Source organism: Methylomonas albis (assembly GCF_014850955.1).
Taxonomy (GTDB): Bacteria; Pseudomonadota; Gammaproteobacteria; order Methylococcales; family Methylomonadaceae; genus Methylomonas; species Methylomonas albis.
On record NZ_JACXSS010000001.1, the window covers coordinates 1,115,743 to 1,138,192 of the forward strand.

The following is a 22,450-nucleotide window of genomic DNA, read 5'->3' on the forward strand; positions in this document are numbered from 1 at the left end:
TCGTTCAACTCGAAAAAGGAAAGAAATCATGAAAAAGCAGACAGTTTTAACCTTTGCAGCGGCAATGCTGGTGTGGGGCCAAGGCGCTTGGGCGGCGACATTGTCAGGTGGCACAGGCACGCTAGCAGTTGCCAATGACGCGGGCAGGTTCTACAGCTCCAGCGTCGACAGCAACGGCAATGCTCTTTTGAATGCCAATCCTGGTTACCGGGATTTCACATACAACTTTACCTTGGGCGGCGGCGGTCTGAATCAACTCAAGATCAACTCGTCCGCCACTTCGGGCATTGCTGGACAACTCGCGGGTACTGCAACGTCGGGCGTCTATAACGGTAATTTTTGGGCTACCACCAACGGCGGCAAAGGTGGCAACGACGACATGATTTTAGCCGTGGCGCTAACCGGTCCTATTTCGAGTGATTTTGCGCTGACCATTCATTCCAACGGATACGTCGTCGCGCCAAACCTAACCACTAGACCGACGGTAACGGCTAGCTACTGGCAAACCGACGTCGTCAATGAAACCTTCTATGGATCGGACTTTATCTATGGCCCGATGACCAGCAGGCCCGCGTCGGTATATCAGCCGCTCTACAACGGCCAAGATCCCGCTACCACGGGCTCGCTGATGTTCGTCGATCTTGGCGTTGCCAACCGATCCACTAGTTTGTCGGATCAAGTCGTTTTCAGCGTGACCGGCCTCTATGCCGGAAATGTGTTGGGGTTCAGCACGTATGCCTATGACCTAATCAGCGGCAACACGGTAGCCGATGCAATCGGTTGGACAACGCCAACATCCTCAACCGGCTATACCGTGACCGGCGCCGGAGTCGCGCCCGCTCCGGTACCGGTCCCGCCTTCTATTTTGTTGTTGGCTAGCGGTTTGTTTGGGCTTGGGGCCATGCAAAACAGGTGCCGAAAAATATGCCGTCTGGGTTGATTAGCAAGAAACCAGGTCCCGTGTCCAGTGCTGCATCCCCAACTGCAGGTCGGCACTCTACCGGCGCCGACGGCTGTACCTGCTCATCCTTCAGTCGGCGCCAGTATCACCGGTTGCCGGTTTTAACTCGGTGTAAAGCCGATAGGGCTGGCAAGCCATAGGCATTTAATTTTTAACCGTGTAACTTGATAAAAAGGAAAGACCATGAAAAAGCAAACAGTTCTGACAGTGTGTATCGGCTCGTTATTATTCGGTGCCGCAATTCCGGCGTTCGCGGATATCGCGCCCTTGCCGGATTTTCATCACATTAATATCAACGTGTCCAATGACAATGGCGCGCAGAATGGTTCGGGGCCTACCGACTCTTACTATATCAAAGCGGATGGGGGCGGACTTAATCAACTGCATATCACGACGGATAGCAGCACGGCCGGTCTTAGCGGCCAGGTGACCACGCAAGACATCAATGCCTCGTCGACGTCCGGAACCTTCTGGGTCAGCACCACCGGTGGTCGCGGCTACAACGACAGCATCATTTTGCTGGCCTCAGTCAAAGGGCCTATTTCCAACGACTTTAGTTTAAACATCAAATCCAGCGGTTACCAATGGACCGCGGCGGCCAACGTTATTGGCAGCGATATTCATTATGTGTCGGGCGCTGTCAATGAAACTTTCGGTAAAAGCGATTTCCTGTATGGTCCGCAAACCACTAAGCCAGGACCGGGTACCGGGATTTTACCGTTTTATTCCGGCCAGAATGTCAACGATCCGACCACTGCGGAATACCTGATGTTCATCGATCTTTGGGTGGGAAATACCTCAACCCGGACGCAAACCGATGCCGGTAGCGCGAAGGTGGAATTCAGCGTCTCCGGCCTGTACAGCTCCACGCTGGCGTTTAACGCTTACGCCTTTGCCTATACCTCAAACACCGGCGCCAACTCCATCGATTGGACCAACCGGGTGTCCAGCAATTTGGCCGATGCGGGCCAAAGCGGTTATTCCATCAATACCACGGCGGTAGCGCCCGTGCCGGTGCCGGCGGCGATATGGCTGTTTGGCAGTGCCTTAGCGGGATTCGGATTGATTGGCCGGCGTAAGGCGGCTTTGGCGGAATGACGGTTTAGAACGCGTAGCTTGGCTTAGGGCTTTAAGTGCGATTAGCGCCCGATTGCGCTGCGCTAATCGGAGCTACGCGGGCTGATTATTTTTGAAAGGTACACCTGTGGACGAAGGGATTTTATGAAATTTTTATTTCAATCTAACAATGGATTTAACAAACTGATATTGGCCATTGGCCTGATGCTGAGCCTAACCGCTCTGCAAGCCGAAGCGTCATTAACTGCCGGTATTGCCGACGGCAAAAGCGTGGTGTATAGCAGTGTCAGCAACCTTACTTGGACCGGCGATGCCAACCTGTTGGGCACGCTGATGGCTAGTCAAGGTTACAACGCTGTGGTGAACGCCATTATCGGCGCCAGCCCTACCATCTACAGCACACCATACGACACGCCGTTCGGTAGTAGTGATGGTCAACATCATGTATCCAGCGCGGATTTTTTCTCCTCAGATGGCAACGCAACTTGGTACGGCGCCCAGGCCTTCGTCTCCTATTTGAATAGCATCAATTACGCTGGATCCAATCAGTGGGCGTTACCATCGGCAGGGGGTGAACCGCATTCTGGCCACATCCAAATTGGTACACCATTCGGCGATCTGTTTTATAGCGAACTGGGTGGCGGAGCCGGCTTCAATATTCCGGACACGAACTATTTCACCAACGAAATAAGACAAAACTCTGTGTACTGGACGGATACGGAGTATGTGTCGAGTGGTATCTATGCATGGGATTTCAATATTTCTGGTGGCTATCAGGTCAGCGACTTTAAGTCATACGTGGCTCATATATGGGCAATCAGCCCCGGTAATATTACCGCTGTACCTGTACCCGCTGCCGCCTGGCTGTTCGGCAGTGCGTTGGCGGGTTTGGGAGCAGTGAGTCGACGTAGATCGGCAGGATTCGATTATGAATGAAACCGATACCTTAGGTTTTTTTGCCGCGCAGGCTCAGGCTTTCACTGAGACCTTGGCGGGCCGCCGGGGCCGGGAAGACTTGATCGACGGCTTGTTGTCGCAGGCTTTCAGCAGCTTTGAAGGCAATGTGGCGATACAGGCCCGGGATTATCCCGCCATTGCCTGCCACAAGGGCTGCGCTACCTGCTGTACTTTGCGGGTAACGGCGACAGCGCCGGAAGTACTGTTAATTGCCCGGTATATGGCTTGGGCCAAGTTTCCCGATGGCGAAATGAATCTGGCTAAGCGGGTGGCGAAAGCCAATCAGCAAACTTGTAGCCTGAACGAAGCGCAGCGGGTGAAATTGAAGCGGCGTTGTCCTTTCATTCATCAAGGTGCGTGTTTGATTTATCCGGTACGGCCCTTGGCCTGCCGAGGACATGCCTGTTACGACAAGCAAGCTTGTGTGGATGCGGCCGCCGGCCGGGTTGCGCAAATCCCTATTTCCAAGCTTCATCAAACCTTCCGCAGTCTGATCCAGAACGCCATGCAGTCGGCTTTACGCGATGCCGGCTATGCATGGGGTCTGTACGAACTCAATCAAGCCTTGAGTCTGGCGCTCGCCGACACTCGTTGCCAGCAGCTTTGGGCGACTGGCGCCGAGCCTTTTGCCGAAGCCCGGATAAAGGAGATCAGTTTGCAGGAAATGGGTCGGGTCTTTGATCGCATCAAATTTAACAGTGCTCCGGATGCGACTTTAGGACCACGCAATTTACATTGAAGACCGGGGAAGGGAGAAGGTGATTTTTTGATGTTTACAGATCGCCTTAGCGCAGAAACAGCTTTTTGATTAAGGATAAAGCCTATATGAATTACAGATTACCCAATCGTTCTTTCCACGCCACTGCCGTTGCGCTGCTACTGTTTGGTCCGAACCAATCGGTCCTCGCTGATACGCTACTGAGTGTCGACTCGATTGCCGATACTTATCTGAACAGTGATCCGCTGCTGTCCAATCGCGATTGGTCTAACTTCGGCTCGATGCAGATTTCGGCGAATCTAGCCAATCCGGAAAAAGGCATGAACACGCCCAGAACCATGGACGCGTTGATGGCTTATGACACTGCGGCGGTCAAGTCCGGCTTCGATGCGGAATTCGGCGCCGGCAACTGGCATGTCACCGATGTACAGGTGAAATGGTATTCCAATTACGACATCCTCGGTATTCCGGCTCAGAATCCGCAGCTGAACGTACCGGCCGCCGGATTATTCAATATTTCCCTGTTGGCTCATAGCAATTGGTTCGATGCCGCAACGGCTGGCGACAAGGGGTTTGCCAATACCGATTTGAATTGGAATTCGGTATTCGGCACTGACGGGGCTTACAGCCATTTGTTGGACGGCGTGCAAGTTCTGGGCACCTACAGCTACACCGGCGGTGAATACAACGGCGGCAATAATTGCGTCAACGAGGTGTGTGCACCGCGCTTCTGGGATTTGGGCGATAACGCCAGTCTATTCAACATTATCGGCAATGGCGGAGTGCTGTCGTTGTTCGGCTCGGCGGCGGATAGCAGCGTGAGCTACATCGTCAGCCAACGCAGCGCCAACGGCGCTCATCCGCAGTTATTCGTCAGCGCGGCAGTGGGTGTTGCCGCCGTACCGCTGCCGGCTGGTGTCTGGCTGTTTTTTAGTGGCTGGCTAACTCTATTGGGAGTCTCCGGCCGCAGGCATTTACCAATCTGCTCGGAATAGCGGGTTCCGAGCCGGCAAACTCGACTTTTAATCGTTTAGTGGGATTTTTTATGAATACATGGCAAAACAAACATTTCCGCCTGACCGCGCTGATCGCCTTGGCCGGGTTTGGCCAAACCGGTATGGCCTTGGCCGATACTACTTTGAATATCGATGCGGTCGCCGACACCTTTATTTCCAGCGACCCGGACTACGCCAATCGGGATATGTCGGCGTTCGGGGCGATGCAAATTTCCGCCGATTTGCCGGATTACATCCAGGGCATCATGTCTCCGCGTACCCTGGATTTACTGGTGGCTTACGACACGGCGACGATTAAGGCCGGATTCGACAGCCAATATGGGGCGGGGAATTGGCATGTGACCGATGTGCAAGTCAAGTGGTATACCAATTTCGACATTCTGGGCGTGCCGGCGCATAACCCGCAATTCAATGTGCCGGCCGCCGGTGATTTCAATATCTCGTTGTTGAACGATAACAACTGGTTCAATGCCGCGACGGCCGGCCCGCTGGGTCTGGCCAATAACGATCTGAACTGGAATTCGGTATTCGGCGCTGGCGGTAAGTACGGCACGTTGCTGAACGGTATCCAAAACCTGACCAGCGATAGCTATACCGGCGGCGATTTCAACGGTACCAACAATTGCAGCAACGATGTCTGTGCGCCGCGGTTCTGGGATTTGGGTGATAACGCCGATTTACTGGCGCGCGTTGCGGATGGTGGAGTGGTGTCGCTATTCGGTACGGCGGCGGATGCCAACGTTACTTATCTGGTCAATCAACTGACCAAGCCGGGCGGGCATCCGCAGATTTTTGTGAGCGCGGCGGCCGGGGTTGCGGCCGTGCCGACTCCGGGCGGTATTTGGTTATTCTTAAGCGGCTGCTTGCCGATGTTAGCTGGATTGAGAAAACAGTCTGCCGCTTACGGTTCGCTCACGTCGACCACAAACAAGTTTTGTTAACGAGGTTGTCATGCGAGTTATCTATAAAATTATGTTGGTTGGGAGCTTATTGTTGGCGCAAGTGGCGCTAGCAATCGGCCCGGTTCCCGTGTCGTTGCGCAATGTGCCTATTCCGCCGGTGCCGGGGCTTTGGGAAGGTGCCAATCCTATTGTCGTGAATAAAAATGTCGCCATTGCCCTGGGCAAGGCCTTGTTTTGGGATCAGAGTGTCGGCAGCGATGGCCAAGCCTGTGCCTCTTGTCATTTCAAGGCTGGTGCCGACGGTCGCATCAAGAACCAGATTCATCCAGGCCACAATAACGGCCAGACTTTTGACCGCTTGCCTGCCGGAGGTGGTGGCCCGAACCACACCTTGAGCCTGGACGATTTTCCGTTACATCAGTTCAGCAATCCGGCCGACAATACCAGTCAGGTGGTTTTCAGTTCTGACGACGTGGTGGGTTCCGCCGGCAGTTTCGGCGGCCAATATAAAACCACTTCACCGTTTGCGGGCGAGAACGATCAGTGTCTGCGTAGCGCCGATCCACTGTTTCGGGTCGGTCAAATCGGTGTGCGCAAGGTGACGCCCAGAAACACGCCAACTGTCATCAATGCGGTGTTCAATCACCGCAATTTTTGGGATGGTCGCGCTAATAATATTTTTAACGGCAGCAGCCCGTGGGGCGAGCGCGATCCGAACGCCGGAGTTTGGGTGAAAATCGATGCCCAAACCGTGGCAAAACAGAAATTGCATCTGATCAATTCGTCGCTAGCCTCTCAAGCAGTGGCGCCGCCGGTTTTCAGCGATACCGAAATGGGATGCCAGGGGCGCGGTTGGGCGGATATAGGCCGCAAGTTGTTGTTGCGGCAAGCCTTGCGGAATCAGCAAGTCCATCCAGAAGACAGTGTGTTGGGAGCGCTCAGTTTGAGCAGCGGAAGCAGCCTGAAATCGGGCTTGAAGACCACTTACAAAAACCTGATTACGCAGGCGTTTAACCCGCAATATTGGGCTTACACTGGCATTGGCCCGTTTGGAGCGCCGGTTGGCGGGGTGCCTTACAATCAGATGGAAGCGAATTTTGCCTTGTTTTTCGGGATTGCCATCCAGCTTTACGAGTCGACTTTGATATCCGATCAGGCACCGTTCGATTTGAGCCCGATAGATGCCAATATGAAACCGACCTGGAGCAATGTTGTGGCTGATACCCCGGCCAATACGGCAGACTTGGCCGTTTCGCTTAAAAACGGCGTGGAATTATTTATCAATAACCATTGTAATCTTTGCCACGCGGGACCCTCGCTAAGTTTGGCGGCAGTTTCGACCAACGCAGCTTTACTGACACCAACGCCCGGAGCCAGCTTTGGTCCGCCGGCCACGCCCATCAGCTTTGGGCCGAATGCCTTCGGTCCATTCAATGCAGCTTCCAAAGCTGGTTTGAATCAATATGGCAACACGGTCACCCGTGATACCAATATTAAACAATTGCCAAAATTGATGGATTTAGGTTTTACCAATGTTGGCGCGGTACAGGTCGATGATGATCCGGGTGTTGGTGGTGTTGACGATTTCGGCAATCCGTTATCGTTTACCGAGCAGTATGTCGATTATTTGTTGGGCAACGCCGCCGGTATTGTCGATCCTGGTGTGGACAGGATCCGGGCCTGCGATTTCATTAGCCCCTTGGCCTATAACTTGCCGCTCAATCTCGCCAATTATTTTTTACCTAGCGATGGCTTGATCGCCGACGGCAGCCGCGAGGGTGTGTTGCGCAATCAAAATTGTCTTAATGCGGTGACGGCTTATATGCCGACAGAGGCCGTGGCGCAGGCCAATTTGGCCGGCTCAAAAATGGCGATAGCGACCAAAGGTGCTTTTAAGGTGCCGACCCTACGGAATGTCGAGCTGACCGGTCCGTATATGCATAACGGCGGCATGGCGACTTTACGGCAGGTTATTGAGTTTTACGGGCGGCACGGTAATTTCAGCAGCGATACTCAGCATTTCCACCTGGCTAGTTTTTCTACCTTGCTGAATTCGGAGCAAAACATTACCGATATGACCAATTTTCTGCTTTCGTTGACCGACCAGCGGGTCAGGTATCAGCGCGCACCATTCGATCATCCGCAGTTGACGATAACCGATGGGCAAGTCGGCGACGAATTGCAGGTTACAACGGGTAATCCGCTGAATGCCAATTTGGCGAACGATCAGCATTTGGTGATTCCAGCTGTCGGTGCCGGCGGTGTGGATACGCCGGTTTCGGCGTTTTCCGCAACCTTACCGTAACTAAAAATCCAACGCTAAGCCGTGGTGTGGACCGGAAACAGTTGCTGAGTGCCGGTCTACCCACTGTAAATCCAAGCCTGAAAGCAATTGGCTGGAGCCATCGTGTTCAGATAATACAGTTTTGATCGAATGAACTTAAGTTGTTATAAAGGGTAATTAGAGTTAGGCGGCGGTTGCGCAATTTTCGTCAGCCAGCTATTACGACTCTCCTTGGTAATTATGTTCATTCGTCAAATTGGTATGAAAGTGACAGACAAAGAAACAGATACCCGGCTTCCACGCCTTAAGCTTACGGTTCGTTTACTGCATAACGATGAAATTGCCATGGGGCCGGGTAAGGCGGAGCTGTTGGCGGCTATTCAGTCCACCGGCTCGATTGCGGCAGCGGGGAAAAGCATGAATATGAGTTACCGGCGTGCCTGGTTGCTGGTGGACGTGATGAATCGCAGTTTTGCCGGCCCCGTGGTGCATGCGGCCAAAGGTGGGCGGCATGGCGGCGGGACTACGTTGACGCCGTTGGGACTGCACGTATTGGATCAATATCTGAAGATGGCGGAAGCGGTGAATCATACTGCTCAGGCCTATCTGCCCTTGTTTTCCGGGCTGATGTCCAAGCAGGTGGATGAGAGCCCCATGGATGAATAGCGTGTTTTCCAGGGATTGGCTCGAGGGCGAATTGCGTTTGATAGGCTCCTTGGATACCCGGATGATCGGTTTATTACGGGCTATAGACGAAACGGGTTCTATCAATCGGGCTGCCAAACAAGTAGGTTTGAGTTACAAGGGAGCCTGGCAGATGATAGAGCGGGCGAATAACCTGGCGCCTAGAGCGTTGATTTCCACCGCCATTGGCGGCAGCAAGGGCGGTGGTAGCTGTTTGACAGCGGCTGGTCGCGGTTTGCTGGAATTGTTTACGCGTCTGGAAGAGCAGCATCGCCGGTTTTTACGGGAGCTCAATCAAAGTTTGCTGGACGATCCCGATGTCGTGTTATTACTGAGGCGGCAGGTGATTAAAAATAGCGCCAGAAACCAGCTGTTCGGCAATATTACTGCCATAGAGCTTGGTGCGGTGAATGCTGAAGTTTATGTGACGCTGAAGGGGGACGAGCGGGTGGTGATCAGCATTACGCTGCCTTCACTCGATTATCTTGGCGTTAAAGTTGGAGGCGATGCGGTATTGCTGATAAATCCTTCTGATATTCTCGTGGACACCGGCGGTGATAATGTCTTGTTGTCGGCGCGTAATCGTCTGGATGGTCATGTTATTCGAGTGCAATACGATGGTGTTGATTCGGAAGTGATTATCCAATTGCTGAGTGGCGAAAGCATAGCCGCCACGCTTACTCAAACCAGCGCTGAGGCCCTGGGCTTGAAACCAGGCTGTAAAGCCAGTGCAGTGTTTAAAAGTAGTGCGGTGATTCTGGCGGCACTCACCGCCACCGGTGTGCCTTAAACAGGGCGCTGTCGGTCTTTCGTACTAAATCTTACAAAACTCAAATAATAGCCGGTCGGCAATTGTCGTGTTTGCGACATTGTCGGATCGCGTCGCCGCCAAACCGGGCATTTCCACGCATCACTTTCAGCGTAAAATTTGTTCAAAATCCTTATCAACCATGGTCTGGATAAGGTTTTAAATGTACTGGCAAGTGTTTTGCTTAGTCGCTATTAAAGACTTTTATTCATTACCTTTACAGGGGATTTTGCAGATGCTACTTGAAAAATACGACAGCCAAGCGCTTTTATGGATTACCACTTTAGTTGGCAAAACCAGCACGGCTGGTCTTTCGGCGTTTCGGGGTGATCTGATTTTAATAGAGGGAGAGTTGCGGGAAGGTTCCAATAATATCCGTGATAGAAAAACGCCGGAGCTGGTTATTCATGAGGTAGCGGTACTGGCGGATAGCGAGAAGATGCTGTTTATTAATGGCTTGATGTATAGATTGGAGCATCTGCCGATCTTCATCGAGAAATACAAAGAAGCGCTGACTGTCGATACCATTGCCATGTTTTATGTGGAAGACATCTCGATACCGATGTTGATTGTGCTTGAAGGTATTACTTTCAAGTTGTTCCCTTACAAAGAAGGTATGGTCTGGAATGAAATGCTGGAACTGCTTTACATTGAAAAAGCCGATTTGAAAGGTCAATCGGGCGAAGACAAGGTGGTTACCGTCTATAACGAGGCTAAAACTTATAAGTTCAAAGGCGAAACTTTCAGTTTTGAAGAGGGATTGACGAAAACAGTCGAAGTCAAAAAAGACGCTGCTGTTGGTCCGGTTTAGATTGGAACTTGTGCACCTTACGAGGTTGAAATCGCATGAAGAATTTTAAAGCCATCTCCGTCGCCGAATCCGAACAACTGATGAGCGAACAGCAACCGATGATTTTGGATTGTCGCGATCTTAAGGATTATCGGGCTGGGCATATCGAAAATGCCATGCATGTTCATGAGCAATTGCGCGATTCGCTGTTAAAAAAAGCCGATAAAGCCAAGCCTTTGCTGATTTATTGTTATTACGGCCATGCTAGCGAGCATTTGGCTGAAATGTTTGGCGACTTTGGTTTTCAACAGGTCTACAGCTTGGCCGGCGGCTATGCCGACTGGAAAGAACAGCACAAACTTTAAGGGTGACGCTATGGAACAATTATCACGAGATCTGGCTTTGCGTATCGCATTGGCTTCGCGGATTTTGCCGGGAGTAGATGTACCGAAGTTGATCGGGGTGCTGCATGAAAAAGTCGGCTCGCCGTTGGACGACGACAAACTGAAATCGATTACCGTCACTAATCTGAAGACCGGCATAGGTAGTCTGGATGGCGAGGAAGACGGCGAAGATATTGGTATTGGCCTGGAAAACATCAAGCTGGCTGTACGGTATCTTTGGGGCGAGGAAGATGGCGATGAAGGACTGCCGGAAATCATGCCTTACAAGGATGGCGATATTCCGGAATCGATCCGGGTGGCGATTGCCTCCAATAGTGGTCGGCTATTGAACGGGCATTTCGGTTCCTGCATTCGCTTTCTGGTCTATCAATTGTCCAGATCGGACATGCGCCTGATCGATATTCGCTCGACTGTAGAAGCTGACAGCGCCGACGACAGAAATCTGTTCCGGGCCAATATGATCAAGGATTGCCACGTATTGTTCGTGCAATCCATTGGTGGGCCGGCGGCAGCCAAGGTGATCCGTGCCGATATTTATCCAATCAAGGAAGCCGACGTGGTTGATGCGGTGGAAAAACTTACCGAGTTTCAGCAGGTGTTTGATGCCGCCCCGCCTTGGATGGCGAAAGCCCTCGGTAAAAGTGCCGAGGAGCGGAAACGCTTTAGTCATCAGGAATAATATCTGGCACTTTTGGGTTTTACTCCCTTGAGCGAGGAAGTAAAACCCTGCTCCACTTCAAAAAGGTTCTATTTTTCGGCCATCCTTGTTGGTCGTTCTGACTAAAAAGCTATTGCTTTTCCATGGTCTTGATAAATGCATCGGCCTCGTTAATCGATTTTTCCATTTCTATTACCAAAGCCGATACATCCGATTTGACCGAGTCCAGCTGGCCTTTTAGCGATGCGATAGCTTGGGCGTTTAGGTTGTGTTTCAGGTACAGCACCTGATCGCGAAAGACGCTGAGCACAGGTTCGATTTTGGTTTCGGCTTTGCGCATTGCCGCGATCAGTTGTTGGTAGTGCGCTTTAGTGGCAGTCAGTTTTTGCTGGCTATTTCGTTTTAGCGCGGCGTTGCTGTACTGGCCTAGTTCGGTTTCCCATTCGTTGAACAGGGCACTTGAAACGTCTTCTATATCGGCAATACGTTTGTCGACTTCCTCGGCCTTTTTCACGCTGGCTTCATACTCACCATTGAGTTTGTTATAGGTGGCTTCCAAATCGCCACCTTTGAAATTGGTCATCACGGTGAATTGTTCAAGCGCCGATTTAAATTGTTGCTTGGTTTCCTCTTGAGTGTCGCGGGCTTTTTCAACGCGATGCACCATCACTTCACGTTTGGGTATGCCGATTTTCTCCAGGCCGCTGTAATACGCGCTGGAACAGGCGGCTAAGCCAAACGTCAACAAAAACAACATAAAACGCGAACTAAATTTCATAAAAGCTCCTTGGGTTGGTCTGTGCATTATAAGCTGGAGTGGGGGCGGATCAACTTGAGTGGCTTGCTGAGCGTTTAGCAGGCAGACTGTGAATATTCGAGTGTGAATAACTTCACATATTCGACTTTGAGTTTCAAAACGCAATAAACACGGATAAGCTAAATCCAGGTTTAATAAGAGTTGCAGCGGATGTCGCCGATTTTTAAAGTCAAATAATGTGCTCTCTATTCAAAATTTATCTATTGCTGGTGGCGGGCAGTTTGATTTTGGGTTTTACTTAAGCCGTGTTTTTGAACAGGGTTTTAAAAGTTTTCAGGATGATTTTTAATTTAGATTTAAAAAAATTATCAATAATTAAACTATTATTTTTAGGTGGCGCAAATGAACGAATTAAAAAAAGACATGTTTATCGGTTCAGTATCTTTTTTAGGTATAGTTGCTTTCGTATCAGGGCAATTTATATTGTCGACAATGATGTTTGGCGTCGCTGCGGTGTGGAGTACTATTTTGTTAAGTAATCGTACGCAAACGGTTAAGAGTTAAAGGCTTTCTCCTATTGGCGGAGATTTGCAAACGAAATTTCCATCATTCGTTTGTTTCCATGCTCCCGTAGCTTTTTTGGTTACGGGAGTTTTTTTTGCCCGCTACCGCACTAAGGATAAGCGTCAGCTAATTTCGCTATCGATATATTCAAGTTGTAATCGGGTTGTTAACAGTTTTTGCCGTGGTAGCAGTCGGCAGCAATTGCTTGATATAACCTCTTATAATTTCCGCAAAAAATCGAGTTTATCTTTTATTTTTTTTTCCAAACCGCGTTCCACTGGAAAATAGTACTGCCGGGTTTTTAACGATTCTGGGAAGTAGTTTTCGCCGGCGGCATAGGCATTTTTCTCGTCATGGGCGTAGCGATACTCCGCGCCATGCCCCAGTTCTTTCATCAGTTTGGTTGGCGCATTGCGCAAGTGGACAGGCACTTCCAGGGAACCGCTGTTGCGGGCGTCCGCCATTGCCGCTTTGTAGGCTACGTAGACCGCATTACTTTTCGGCGCGCAAGCCAAGTAAACGATGGCTTGCGCCAGCGATAGTTCGCCTTCGGGGCTGCCTAGTCGTTCGTAAGCGTTTGTGGCGTTCAACGCTAATTCCAGGCCTCTTGGGTCGGCGTTGCCTATGTCTTCGGAGGCCATTCGAATAACCCGACGGGCGATATACAAAGGATCGCAGCCCCCATCCAGCATTCTGGCAAACCAATACAGCGCGGCGTCTGGGTCAGTGCCGCGTACCGATTTATGCAAGGCCGAAATCTGGTCGTAGAAAATATCGCCGCCCTTATCGAAGCGATTGGCATGGCCCAACAGCACTTCGTCAAGCACTTCGCGACTGACGGTTTCCTGGTCGTCAATGTTTTCCGCCAGATCGGCGGCGATTTGCAGAATGTTTAGACAGCGGCGGGCATCGCCGTCGGCGGCTTTGGCGATCATGGTCAACACATCCGCTTCAATCAGCAAATTGCGGTTACCCAGTCCGCGCACTTTGTCGGTCAGGGCATTGTGCAGCAAAGCTTGCAAGTCCTCGGTTTCGATACTGCGCATCACGTAGACGCGCAGTCTGGACAGTAAGGCGTTATTCAATTCAAAGGAGGGATTTTCCGTGGTGGCGCCGAATAGAATAATCGCACCGCTTTCGATAGGTGCCAGCAATGAATCCTGCTGGCTTTTCGAAAAGCGGTGAATCTCGTCGATAAACACCACTGTATTTAGATTGCGGCTGTGTTTGATGCCTTCCGCCTCGGCCACTGCCGCCCTGATTTCCTTCACGCCTGCCATCACCGCCGACAACTCTATGAAATGGCAATGCGCGCTGGCGGCAATGATTTTGGCCAAGGTGGTTTTGCCGACGCCGGGCGGCCCCCAAAATACCAAAGAATGTGGCATGCCTTGTTCGATAGCCACACGTAGTGATTTGCCCTTGCCCAACAAGTGTTGTTGGCCGATGAAATCGTCCAGGGTGGTCGGTCGCATCCTGGCAGCAAGTGGCGCATAGGCGGTGGTTTCAAAGGCTGTGTTGTTATTCATTTGCTGAGGCTCGGTAAAACAAATAGGCAATGGCGGCATTTTTCATTAGAATTGCCGGCCATTTTATTGATTCTAATGCCGGATTGACATGGATTTAAAATTCTTAGATTTCGAACAGCCTATTGCCGAACTGCAAGCGAAGATAGAAGAGCTGCGCAAGGTAGAGCTGGACAATAATTTTGATATTTCCGAAACATTGAAGCTACTCGAGCAGAAATGCGAGAGTTTGACCGAAAGCATTTTCGCGGATTTGTCGGATTGGCAAATATCGCAATTATCCCGGCATCCCGGTCGCCCGTACACATTAGATTATATCGATCTGATTTTTACCGAATTTCACGAGTTGCACGGCGACCGCTCCTATGCCGATGATCCGGCAATAGTCTGTGGTATGGCGCGCCTGGAAGGCCAGCCTGTAGTGGTCATTGGTCATCAAAAAGGCCGGGATACCAAGGAAAAAATTTATCGCAATTTCGGTATGCCGCGTCCGGAAGGTTATCGTAAGGCTTTGCGGGTGATGAAATTGGCTGAGCGTTTCAAGCTGCCTATCATCTGTTTGATCGACACACCGGGCGCGTATCCGGGTATCGGTGCGGAAGAACGCGGTCAAAGCGAGGCGATCGCCCGCAATCTGTTCGAAATGTCTAAACTACGTACGCCTATTATCTGCACCGTGATTGGCGAGGGCGGCTCCGGCGGGGCCTTGGCTATCGGTGTGGGCGATAGGTTATTGATGCTGGAATACAGCACGTATGCCGTTATTTCTCCGGAGGGTTGCGCTTCGATTTTATGGAAAAGTGCCGACAAAGCCCAATTGGCGGCTGAAGCGATGGGCATTACCTCGGACCGCGTGCGTGAACAAGGTTTTCTGGACGAAGTAATTCGCGAACCTGTCGGTGGCGGTCATCGCAATTTCGAAAAAATTGCCGCAAATCTGCAAGACGCGTTGTCCAGACATCTTAACGATCTAAATCAACAAGCGGAAAATTTGGATTTGCTGCTCGAAAGACGCTATCAGCGCATTATGCGTTTTGGTTCGTACATCGAAGAGCCGGTCAAATAAAACCGTCGGTTAATTTAGTTGTTCAATAAAAGGCCGAGTCGAATCGGCCTTTTTTGTGAGTAAACCATGCCCGATCTCAATTCTCAGATCATTGCTTCTCTGTTGCCTGGCTCATGCCGCAAAGTTTTCATTGCTTATAGCGGCGGCTTGGACTCATGTGTGCTGTTGGATTTGTGCGTGGCGCTGCCGGCGCTTACAGGCAAAATTGTTGCCGTTTATGTCGATCATGGTTTGCAAACGGCGTCAGCGGAATGGGGTGAGCATTGCCGTCGGCGAGCAGAATGCTTGGGCGTGGATTTTCAATTGTTGCAAGTCGATGCGCATGCAAGTGGCGGTGAAAGCCCGGAAGCAGCGGCACGCGACGCGCGTTATCGGGTGCTGCGGCAATTATTGGATACCGACGACATTGTTCTGCTGGCTCAGCACCGCGAGGATCAGATGGAAACATTGTTGTTGCAGTTGTTCAGAGGTGCCGGGGTGTCAGGCTTGGCCGGCATGCCTATGATCAGCGTTTTTGGCAAAGGACAAATGGTGCGGCCGCTATTGGATGTGGCCAAGGTCGAGATACAGCGGTATGCGCAAACGCGCGGTTTGCAGTGGGTGGAAGATCCTAGTAATCAGAGCAGTGATTTCGACCGCAACTATCTGCGTAACGAAATTCTGCCTCTATTAAAACAGCGTTGGCCGTCGCTGGATAAAACAGTGGCGCGTTCGGCCAAGCTTTGCGGCGATGCGGCCCAGATGATTGAGTCTTGGGCCGAACACACCTTGCCGACCGTGTTTGATCCGACCGATGGCAGTTTCAATGTTGCCGGTTTACCCGTCATCACGTCGACGCAACTGAACTGTCTGTTACGGCAATGGTTGGGCCGCATGGGTTTGAAGCCGCCGAGTCAAGCGGTACTGCAAACGCTGGTCGATCAATTGGTTGGCGGGCGAGTGGATACGGCTGCGCAAATTTATATCCAGGGCAGTGTCGTCAGAAAATATCGGCAAAAACTGTATTGTATTTCTGAGAAACGTTTGCAAAAGGAAACTCGGTCAAAACAGTGGATGCAAGAACAGGAGCGGATAGTTTTAAACAACAGCTATGTGCTGACTAGAAACTCTGCATCGGCCGGACTATCGAAAAACTTGTGGAATACGGCCAAAGTCACTATAGAGCCTCGGCGCGGTGGCGAAAAGCTAAAATTACCGGGCCGAGTCGGTCATCATTGTCTAAAAAAACTTTACCAGGAAGCGGGGGTTCCGCCTTGGGAAAGAGATATTCGCCCGTTGATTTATCTGGATGATCGTTTGGCAACAGTCGCCGGTTTATGGGTGGCGGAATGGGCTTGGCTTGACGCGATGGACGCTTGTTACCAATTGGATTGGCGACTACCCGAAACCATGTAATGATAGGTAACCAAATCCGTTAGGAGGTGTCATGTTGATGTTTCCCGAGATGCTTCAGGCCATGATTGTGGGCATGATGATCGCGATTCCGGCGCTCTTGATCTATAAAAAAGCCGGTCTAAATCCGGCGTGGGCGGCGCTAGTGTTTTTGCCGATTTTTGGATTGTTGATGGTGTTTCTACAACTGGCCTTCCAAGATTGGCCGAATGTTAAAAAGGAGCGCTAGTCATGGAGCTATTTTTTGTGTTGTTGCCGGCATTCGTGCTGTTTTGCTTATGGTTAGGTTATCGGATTCTAGAAAAAGCCGGATTCGACGGGCGTTGGACCCTGGTTTTATTGGTGCCGGTGCTGAACATTATCATGATTTGGGTGTTCGCCTTTAGCACTTGGCCCAATCTACGGCCTGGTGTGGATCAGGATTTATAAGCAATGCTTTGCATATGACAGAAAAAACGCACGGTAAATTTCCGGCGATTTTGATTCCGGTGCTGTTGTTTATCCTATTCGATGTTGTAGCGCTGGGGCTGAATTTCTGGATTTCCGCAAAACTGGAAAAGAGTGCGGAGGCCATTAATTTGTCCGGGCGCCAACGCATGTTGTCTCAAAGCATGACCAAATCCTTGCTGATGCTTCGAGTCGCGCAAACCGATGAGCAAAAGCTTAGTGCTTTTACCGAGTTTTCCAGTGCTGTCAGCCTATTCGATAAAACTTTAAGTGGCTTTTTACAGGGTGGGATGACAAGTAGCGGTGATGGCAAGCCGGTTTATCTATCCGCTGCACAGGCAGCCAATACCCAAGTTATTACCAGCTCGGCGTTCCAGCTTTGGACACTGATCCACCAACGGTTATTGCCGGTTGAGAAGGGCGGTGCCGGGGTGGGTTTGGATGTTTTGCGGCCGGCATTGGATACTTTGTTAGCGCACAACACGCAATTGTTGGGTTTGATGAACGATCTGACCACCGCGCTGGAGCGAAACGCGACCGAGGAAGTATTCTACCTGCGAACCTTGCAAGCAAGCTTGCTGTTACTGGCACTGCTGAATTTTGCCGTGGTTTGCAAGCGTTTGCTGGCGCAAATCAAGCAATCGCAGGGTAATGTTCAGGCCTTGCGCAATATCATCGATACCATTGAGACCGGTATCGTTTTGTATGGCCGTGACGAATGCGTTCGTTCCGCCAACAAGACTGCCATTCAGTTGTTCGGATACAGCGACCAGGCTTTAGTCGGCAAGCCTTTAAAGCAATTGATTTTCGCGGACAATAACCGAATGCTGGGTCTGCGGCGCGATAATTCCACGTTTGTCGCCAAAATCAACATTCAAACCTTATTTGAATTTAACGATCAGATCAGTTTATGCACCATTACCGATGTCAGCGAACAAGAGCGTAAGGAAAAACAGTTAATGTACTTGGCCTTTCATGATCAGCTCACCGGTTTGCCCAATCGCGGCTTATTGGTAGAGCGATTACGGCAAGACTTGCTGCGCGCCAAGCGCGATTCTACATTTTTGGCGGTACTGTTTTTGGATTTGGACGGTTTCAAGGATGTTAACGATGAAATGGGGCACGATGCCGGCGACGAGTTACTACAAGCGGTTGCCAGGCGGTTCGAGCAATGTTGTCGTGAAGTCGATACGGTCGCGCGCTTGGGTGGCGATGAGTTCGTATTTGTTTTGACGTCATTGCACTCGGTTTTGGCGGCCAAGCAAGTGGCACAAAATGTATTAAAAGCCATCAATCAAACATTTTTAATTCATAGCGAGACCGTCAAAATCGGCGCCAGTATTGGTATCGCCATGTATCCCACCGATCATTTTGAAGTCGAATTATTGATTAAATGTGCTGATGATGCGATGTATCTGGCTAAGCAGCGTGGCAAAAATCAATTGGTATTCACGAGCGAATGTCATTGATATTTTTCAGTTATCCAGCGCTAGGCTATGGTCGCTTCGTCAATTAATAAGGCAATTTCGGTATAAAACTGTTAGAATTTGCGCCTTTTCGACCCCTTGCTATTCGCTAAACAGGGCGCCAAACCTTCATGACAAAATTCATATTCATCACCGGCGGAGTGGTTTCATCCTTAGGAAAAGGGATAGCCGCTTCATCGTTGGCAGCCATCTTGGAAGATCGCGGCCTGAAAGTTACTCTCACCAAGCTAGATCCCTATATCAACGTCGACCCCGGCACCATGAGTCCGTTTCAACACGGCGAGGTGTTCGTGACCGAGGACGGTGCGGAAACCGATCTGGATTTAGGCCATTACGAGCGGTTTTTAAAAACCACGATGGCCAAGAAAAACAACTTCACTACCGGCCAAGTCTACGAGCAAGTGTTGCGCAACGAGCGCAAAGGCGAGTATCTGGGCGCGACGGTGCAGGTTATTCCGCATATCACCGACGAAATCAAACGCCGCGTCTACGCCAGTGCTGAGGGTAAAGATGTGGCGCTGATTGAGGTCGGCGGCACGGTCGGCGACATCGAGTCTTTGCCGTTTTTGGAATCCATTCGGCAAATGGGTGTGGAATTGGGCCGGGACCGGGCGGTGTTCATTCACCTGACTTTGGTGCCTTATATCAAGTCCGCCGGCGAGATTAAAACCAAGCCGACGCAGCATTCCGTAAAAGAGCTGCGCACCATCGGCATCCAGCCGGATATTCTAATTTGTCGTTCCGAGCAGCCGATTCCGGCCAGCGAGCGCAAAAAAATTGCTTTGTTTACCAACGTCAACGAGAAAGCAGTCATCTCCGCTATCGACGCCGACACCATTTATCGGATACCGCTATTGTTGCGCGAACAAGGCCTGGATGACATCGTCGTGGCTCAGTTGCGTCTGGATGTGCCGCCGGCTGATTTGTCGGCATGGGAGAAAGTGGTCGATGGCCTGACGCATCCAACCGATGAGGTCAATATTGCCATCGTCGGCAAATATGTCGACCACACCGATGCTTACAAGTCGCTGAATGAGGCTCTGATTCACGCCGGCATCCATACCCGCCACAAAGTACAAATTACCTATATCGATTCGGAAACCATCGAAGCGGAAGGTACGGCAAAACTGAAAGATGTCGACGCGATTCTGGTGCCGGGTGGCTTTGGCGAGCGCGGCGTGGAAGGCAAAATTTCTACAGTCCGGTTCGCCCGCGAAAACAAGATTCCCTATCTGGGTATTTGCTTGGGTATGCAGTCGGCGGTGATCGAGTTTGCCCGCGATGTGGTTGGTTTGGAAGGCGCGCATAGCACCGAATTTCTGCCGACGAGTCCGCACCCCATCATCGGTTTGATCACCGAGTGGATGGATGAAGCCGGTCAATTGAATGTGCGGGACGAAGATTGCGACATAGGCGGTACCATGCGTTTAGGTGCGCAAAAGTGCCGCTTAAAATCCGATTCATTGGCGTTCGAGTTGTATCAAAAAGATGTCATCACTGAGCGCCATCGGCACCGTTACGAATTTAATAATCAGTATTTGAAGCAGTTGGAAGCGGCCGGCATGCGCTTCTCCGGTAAATCGCTGGATGGCCGCTTGGTAGAAATTATCGAACTCCCCGATCATCCCTGGTTTTTGGCCTGCCAATTCCATCCCGAATTCACCTCGACACCGCGCAACGGTCATCCGTTGTTCTCAGGCTTTGTCGAAGCGGCCGCCAAACACAAGAAATACCCTTTAGGGGCATAAACAAGGTTAAACATGCAATTATGTAATTTCGAAGTCGGCCTGGATCAGCCGTTTTTCCTGATCGCCGGTACTTGTGTGATCGAAAGCGAACAAATGACCATGGACACCGCCGGTAAATTGAAAGAAATAGCCGACGAGTTGAATATTCCGTTTATCTACAAATCCTCGTTCGACAAGGCTAACCGTTCGTCATTGGGCAGTTTTCGCGGTCCGGGTCTTGAAAAAGGTTTGCAGATTCTGGAAAAAGTGAAACAACAATTAAACGTACCGGTTTTGACCGACGTGCATGAAGACACGCCGCTGGCGGAAGTCGCGGCGGTGGTCGATGTGCTGCAAACGCCGGCATTTCTGTGCCGCCAGACCAATTTCATCCAAAGCGTCGCGGAGTTGGGCAAGCCTGTGAATATCAAAAAAGGCCAGTTTTTAGCGCCTTGGGATATGGCTAACGTCGCCGCCAAAGCCAAAGCCACCGGCAATCGGCAAATCATGGTTTGCGAGCGTGGCGTGTCGTTTGGCTATAATAATTTGGTTTCGGACATGCGCTCCCTGGCTGTGATGCGCGACACCGGTTGTCCGGTAGTATTCGACGCCACCCATTCCGTGCAGTTACCGGGCGGGCAAGGCAATGTGTCCGGCGGTCAGCGCGAGCATGTACCCGTATTGGCGCGCGCCGCAGTCGCTGTGGGTATCGCGGGGCTGTTCATGGAATCGCACCCCAAACCCGAAGAAGCGTTGAGCGATGGTCCTAATTCCTGGCCCTTGCACCGCATGAAAGAATTATTGGAAATGTTAGTAACGATAGACCGGGCTGTTAAATCCACCAGCCTGATTGAAACCACACTATAGGGCAAAATAATGGCAAGAATAGTAGACGTAAAGGCAAGAGAAGTTCTGGATTCACGTGGTAACCCGACTGTGGAAGCGGAAGTATATTTGGCATCCGGCATTGTCGGTACCGCGATGGTGCCCTCCGGCGCATCAACCGGCGAACGCGAAGCGATTGAGTTGCGCGATGGCGATAAAGCCCGTTATCTGGGCAAAGGTGTGTTGAAAGCGGTTAATTTCGTCAACACCGAAATTCGTGAAGCCGTTGTAGGTATGGACGCCAACAATCAAGCGGCACTGGACGAAAAAATGATTGCCCTGGACGGCACCCCAAGCAAAAGCCGCATCGGTGCGAATGCCATTTTGGGTGTTTCCATGGCTGCTGCCCGCGCTGCTGCGCAAGAAGCCGGCGTACCCTTGTACAAATTTCTGAACAAATCCGGCGAATTCATCCTGCCTGTACCAATGATGAACATCATCAATGGCGGTTCGCACGCTGACAATAGCGTGGATTTGCAAGAATTCATGATTCTGCCTGTCGGCGCTCCAACCTTCCGCGAAGCGATCCGTTACGGCGCTGAAGTATTCCATAACCTGGCTAAAGTATTAAAAAGCCGCGGTTTGGCGACTACTGTCGGCGATGAAGGCGGCTTTGCGCCTAACTTGTCTTCTAATGAAGAAGCCATTGAAGTCATCCTGGAAGCGATCGAAAAAGCCGGCTACAAAGCGGGTGAAGACATCTACCTGGGTATGGATGCAGCGGCTTCCGAGTACTTCGAAGACGGCAAATATGTGTTGTCTGCGGAAAATCGTAGCTTTAACTCCACCGAAATGGTCGATTTCCTAGCAGCTTGGGTGGATAAATACCCCATTATCTCCATCGAAGACGGTCTGGACGAAAACGACTGGGACGGCTGGAAATATGAAACCGAAAAATTGGGCGGCAAAATTCAATTGGTTGGCGACGACTTGTTCGTGACCAACCCTGCCATCCTGAAAGAAGGTATCGACAAAGGCATCGCCAACTCCATCCTGATCAAAGTTAACCAAATCGGTACCTTGACCGAAACCCTGGCGGCTATCGATATGGCTGCTGCTGCGGGTTACAGCGCCGTGGTTTCTCATCGTTCCGGCGAAACCGAAGATACCACTATTGCCGATTTGGTGGTTGCTACCGGCACCGGCCAAATCAAAACCGGTTCACTGAGCCGTTCCGACCGTGTTGCCAAATACAACCGTTTGATGAAAATCGAAGACGAGTTGGGCGACAAAGCTAAATACGCCGGTCGTAGCGCCTTTAAAATGCTGAAATAAAAAGCGTAGCTTGGGTTAGCTCGATAGAGCGCAACCCAACACGTTGGCCTAAAGTTGGGTTGCGC

Annotated in this window: 23 protein-coding genes; 21 read left to right on the plus strand and 2 right to left on the minus strand. The window is 51.0% G+C overall.

The window, feature by feature from the left end; genetic code table 11:
- The first annotated feature begins 28 nt into the window (after positions 1 to 28).
- From EBA_RS05260 to EBA_RS05315, 12 genes are all read left to right on the plus strand, one after another.
- Positions 29 to 940, plus strand: a complete 912-nt coding sequence (locus tag EBA_RS05260; protein WP_192373682.1) for a hypothetical protein — start codon at positions 29 to 31, stop codon at positions 938 to 940.
- Positions 941 to 1,144: 204 nt separating this feature from the next.
- Entirely contained in the window at positions 1,145 to 2,059 is a 915-nt protein-coding gene (locus EBA_RS05265) for a VPLPA-CTERM sorting domain-containing protein (protein WP_192373683.1), read from the plus strand.
- A gap of 123 nt (positions 2,060 to 2,182) precedes the next feature.
- Entirely contained in the window at positions 2,183 to 2,974 is a 792-nt protein-coding gene (locus EBA_RS05270) for a VPLPA-CTERM sorting domain-containing protein (RefSeq protein ID WP_192377168.1), read from the plus strand.
- The gene (locus EBA_RS05275) at positions 2,967 to 3,734 is read left to right on the plus strand and encodes a YkgJ family cysteine cluster protein (protein ID WP_223146649.1); all 768 of its coding nucleotides are present in this window, start codon (positions 2,967 to 2,969) and stop codon (positions 3,732 to 3,734) included. The genes EBA_RS05270 and EBA_RS05275 overlap by 8 nt, the downstream gene beginning before the upstream one ends.
- An 86-nt stretch (positions 3,735 to 3,820) precedes the next feature.
- Positions 3,821 to 4,708 carry a hypothetical protein gene (locus EBA_RS05280; RefSeq protein WP_192373684.1) on the plus strand — a complete coding sequence of 296 codons (888 nt, stop codon included), beginning with the start codon at positions 3,821 to 3,823 and terminating at the stop codon, positions 4,706 to 4,708.
- A gap of 50 nt (positions 4,709 to 4,758) precedes the next feature.
- Entirely contained in the window at positions 4,759 to 5,670 is a 912-nt protein-coding gene (locus EBA_RS05285; RefSeq protein ID WP_192373685.1) for a hypothetical protein, read from the plus strand.
- 10 nt (positions 5,671 to 5,680) lie between these two features.
- The gene (locus EBA_RS05290; protein WP_225615923.1) at positions 5,681 to 7,936 is read left to right on the plus strand and encodes a cytochrome c peroxidase; all 2,256 of its coding nucleotides are present in this window, start codon (positions 5,681 to 5,683) and stop codon (positions 7,934 to 7,936) included.
- A gap of 219 nt (positions 7,937 to 8,155) precedes the next feature.
- Positions 8,156 to 8,581 (plus strand): winged helix-turn-helix domain-containing protein, encoded by a 426-nt coding sequence (locus EBA_RS05295; RefSeq protein WP_225615926.1) that lies wholly within the window; start codon positions 8,156 to 8,158, stop codon positions 8,579 to 8,581.
- A complete protein-coding gene (locus EBA_RS05300) occupies positions 8,574 to 9,389 on the plus strand; it encodes a TOBE domain-containing protein (protein WP_192373686.1) in 816 nt (271 codons plus the stop codon). The genes EBA_RS05295 and EBA_RS05300 overlap by 8 nt, the downstream gene beginning before the upstream one ends.
- Positions 9,390 to 9,570: 181 nt before the next feature.
- Positions 9,571 to 10,218 carry a hypothetical protein gene (locus EBA_RS05305; protein ID WP_324615333.1) on the plus strand — a complete coding sequence of 216 codons (648 nt, stop codon included), beginning with the start codon at positions 9,571 to 9,573 and terminating at the stop codon, positions 10,216 to 10,218.
- Positions 10,219 to 10,253: 35 nt separating this feature from the next.
- Positions 10,254 to 10,562, plus strand: coding sequence for a rhodanese-like domain-containing protein (locus EBA_RS05310; protein WP_192373687.1), 309 nt, complete (start codon positions 10,254 to 10,256; stop codon positions 10,560 to 10,562).
- Between the two features lie 10 nt (positions 10,563 to 10,572).
- Positions 10,573 to 11,280: a dinitrogenase iron-molybdenum cofactor biosynthesis protein gene (locus EBA_RS05315; protein ID WP_192373688.1), complete on the plus strand. Its 708-nt coding sequence runs from the start codon at positions 10,573 to 10,575 to the stop codon at positions 11,278 to 11,280.
- 109 nt (positions 11,281 to 11,389) lie between these two features.
- On the opposite strand, the gene EBA_RS05320 is transcribed toward EBA_RS05315, so the two are convergent.
- On the minus strand, positions 11,390 to 12,037 hold the full coding sequence (locus EBA_RS05320) for a DUF2959 domain-containing protein (protein ID WP_192373689.1): 648 nt from the start codon (positions 12,035 to 12,037) through the stop codon (positions 11,390 to 11,392).
- Positions 12,038 to 12,418: 381 nt separating this feature from the next.
- On the opposite strand from EBA_RS05320, the gene EBA_RS05325 reads away from it, so the two are divergent.
- Complete coding sequence (locus EBA_RS05325) at positions 12,419 to 12,580, plus strand: hypothetical protein (protein ID WP_192373690.1); 162 nt, start codon at positions 12,419 to 12,421, stop codon at positions 12,578 to 12,580.
- A gap of 218 nt (positions 12,581 to 12,798) precedes the next feature.
- Here EBA_RS05325 and EBA_RS05330 read toward each other — a convergent pair whose 3' ends face one another.
- Positions 12,799 to 14,109, minus strand: coding sequence for a replication-associated recombination protein A (locus EBA_RS05330; protein ID WP_192373691.1), 1,311 nt, complete (start codon positions 14,107 to 14,109; stop codon positions 12,799 to 12,801).
- A gap of 88 nt (positions 14,110 to 14,197) precedes the next feature.
- Here EBA_RS05330 and accA point away from each other — a divergent pair, with 88 nt between their 5' ends.
- The 8 genes from accA (at position 14,198) to eno (ending at position 22,385) form a co-directional block, all read left to right on the plus strand.
- Positions 14,198 to 15,172 (plus strand): acetyl-CoA carboxylase carboxyl transferase subunit alpha, encoded by a 975-nt coding sequence (gene accA, locus EBA_RS05335; protein ID WP_192373692.1) that lies wholly within the window; start codon positions 14,198 to 14,200, stop codon positions 15,170 to 15,172.
- A gap of 66 nt (positions 15,173 to 15,238) precedes the next feature.
- A complete protein-coding gene (gene tilS / locus EBA_RS05340) occupies positions 15,239 to 16,567 on the plus strand; it encodes a tRNA lysidine(34) synthetase TilS (protein ID WP_192373693.1) in 1,329 nt (442 codons plus the stop codon).
- Positions 16,568 to 16,598: 31 nt separating this feature from the next.
- Positions 16,599 to 16,793, plus strand: a complete 195-nt coding sequence (locus EBA_RS05345) for a hypothetical protein (protein ID WP_192373694.1) — start codon at positions 16,599 to 16,601, stop codon at positions 16,791 to 16,793.
- A gap of 2 nt (positions 16,794 to 16,795) precedes the next feature.
- Positions 16,796 to 16,993 carry a hypothetical protein gene (locus tag EBA_RS05350; protein ID WP_192373695.1) on the plus strand — a complete coding sequence of 66 codons (198 nt, stop codon included), beginning with the start codon at positions 16,796 to 16,798 and terminating at the stop codon, positions 16,991 to 16,993.
- A gap of 14 nt (positions 16,994 to 17,007) precedes the next feature.
- A complete protein-coding gene (locus EBA_RS05355; RefSeq protein WP_192373696.1) occupies positions 17,008 to 18,480 on the plus strand; it encodes a diguanylate cyclase domain-containing protein in 1,473 nt (490 codons plus the stop codon).
- Between the two features lie 128 nt (positions 18,481 to 18,608).
- Complete coding sequence (locus EBA_RS05360) at positions 18,609 to 20,246, plus strand: CTP synthase (protein WP_192373697.1); 1,638 nt, start codon at positions 18,609 to 18,611, stop codon at positions 20,244 to 20,246.
- 12 nt (positions 20,247 to 20,258) lie between these two features.
- Entirely contained in the window at positions 20,259 to 21,092 is an 834-nt protein-coding gene (kdsA, locus tag EBA_RS05365; protein WP_192373698.1) for a 3-deoxy-8-phosphooctulonate synthase, read from the plus strand.
- Positions 21,093 to 21,101: 9 nt separating this feature from the next.
- Positions 21,102 to 22,385, plus strand: coding sequence for a phosphopyruvate hydratase (eno, locus tag EBA_RS05370; RefSeq protein ID WP_192373699.1), 1,284 nt, complete (start codon positions 21,102 to 21,104; stop codon positions 22,383 to 22,385).
- Positions 22,386 to 22,450 lie beyond the last annotated feature (65 nt).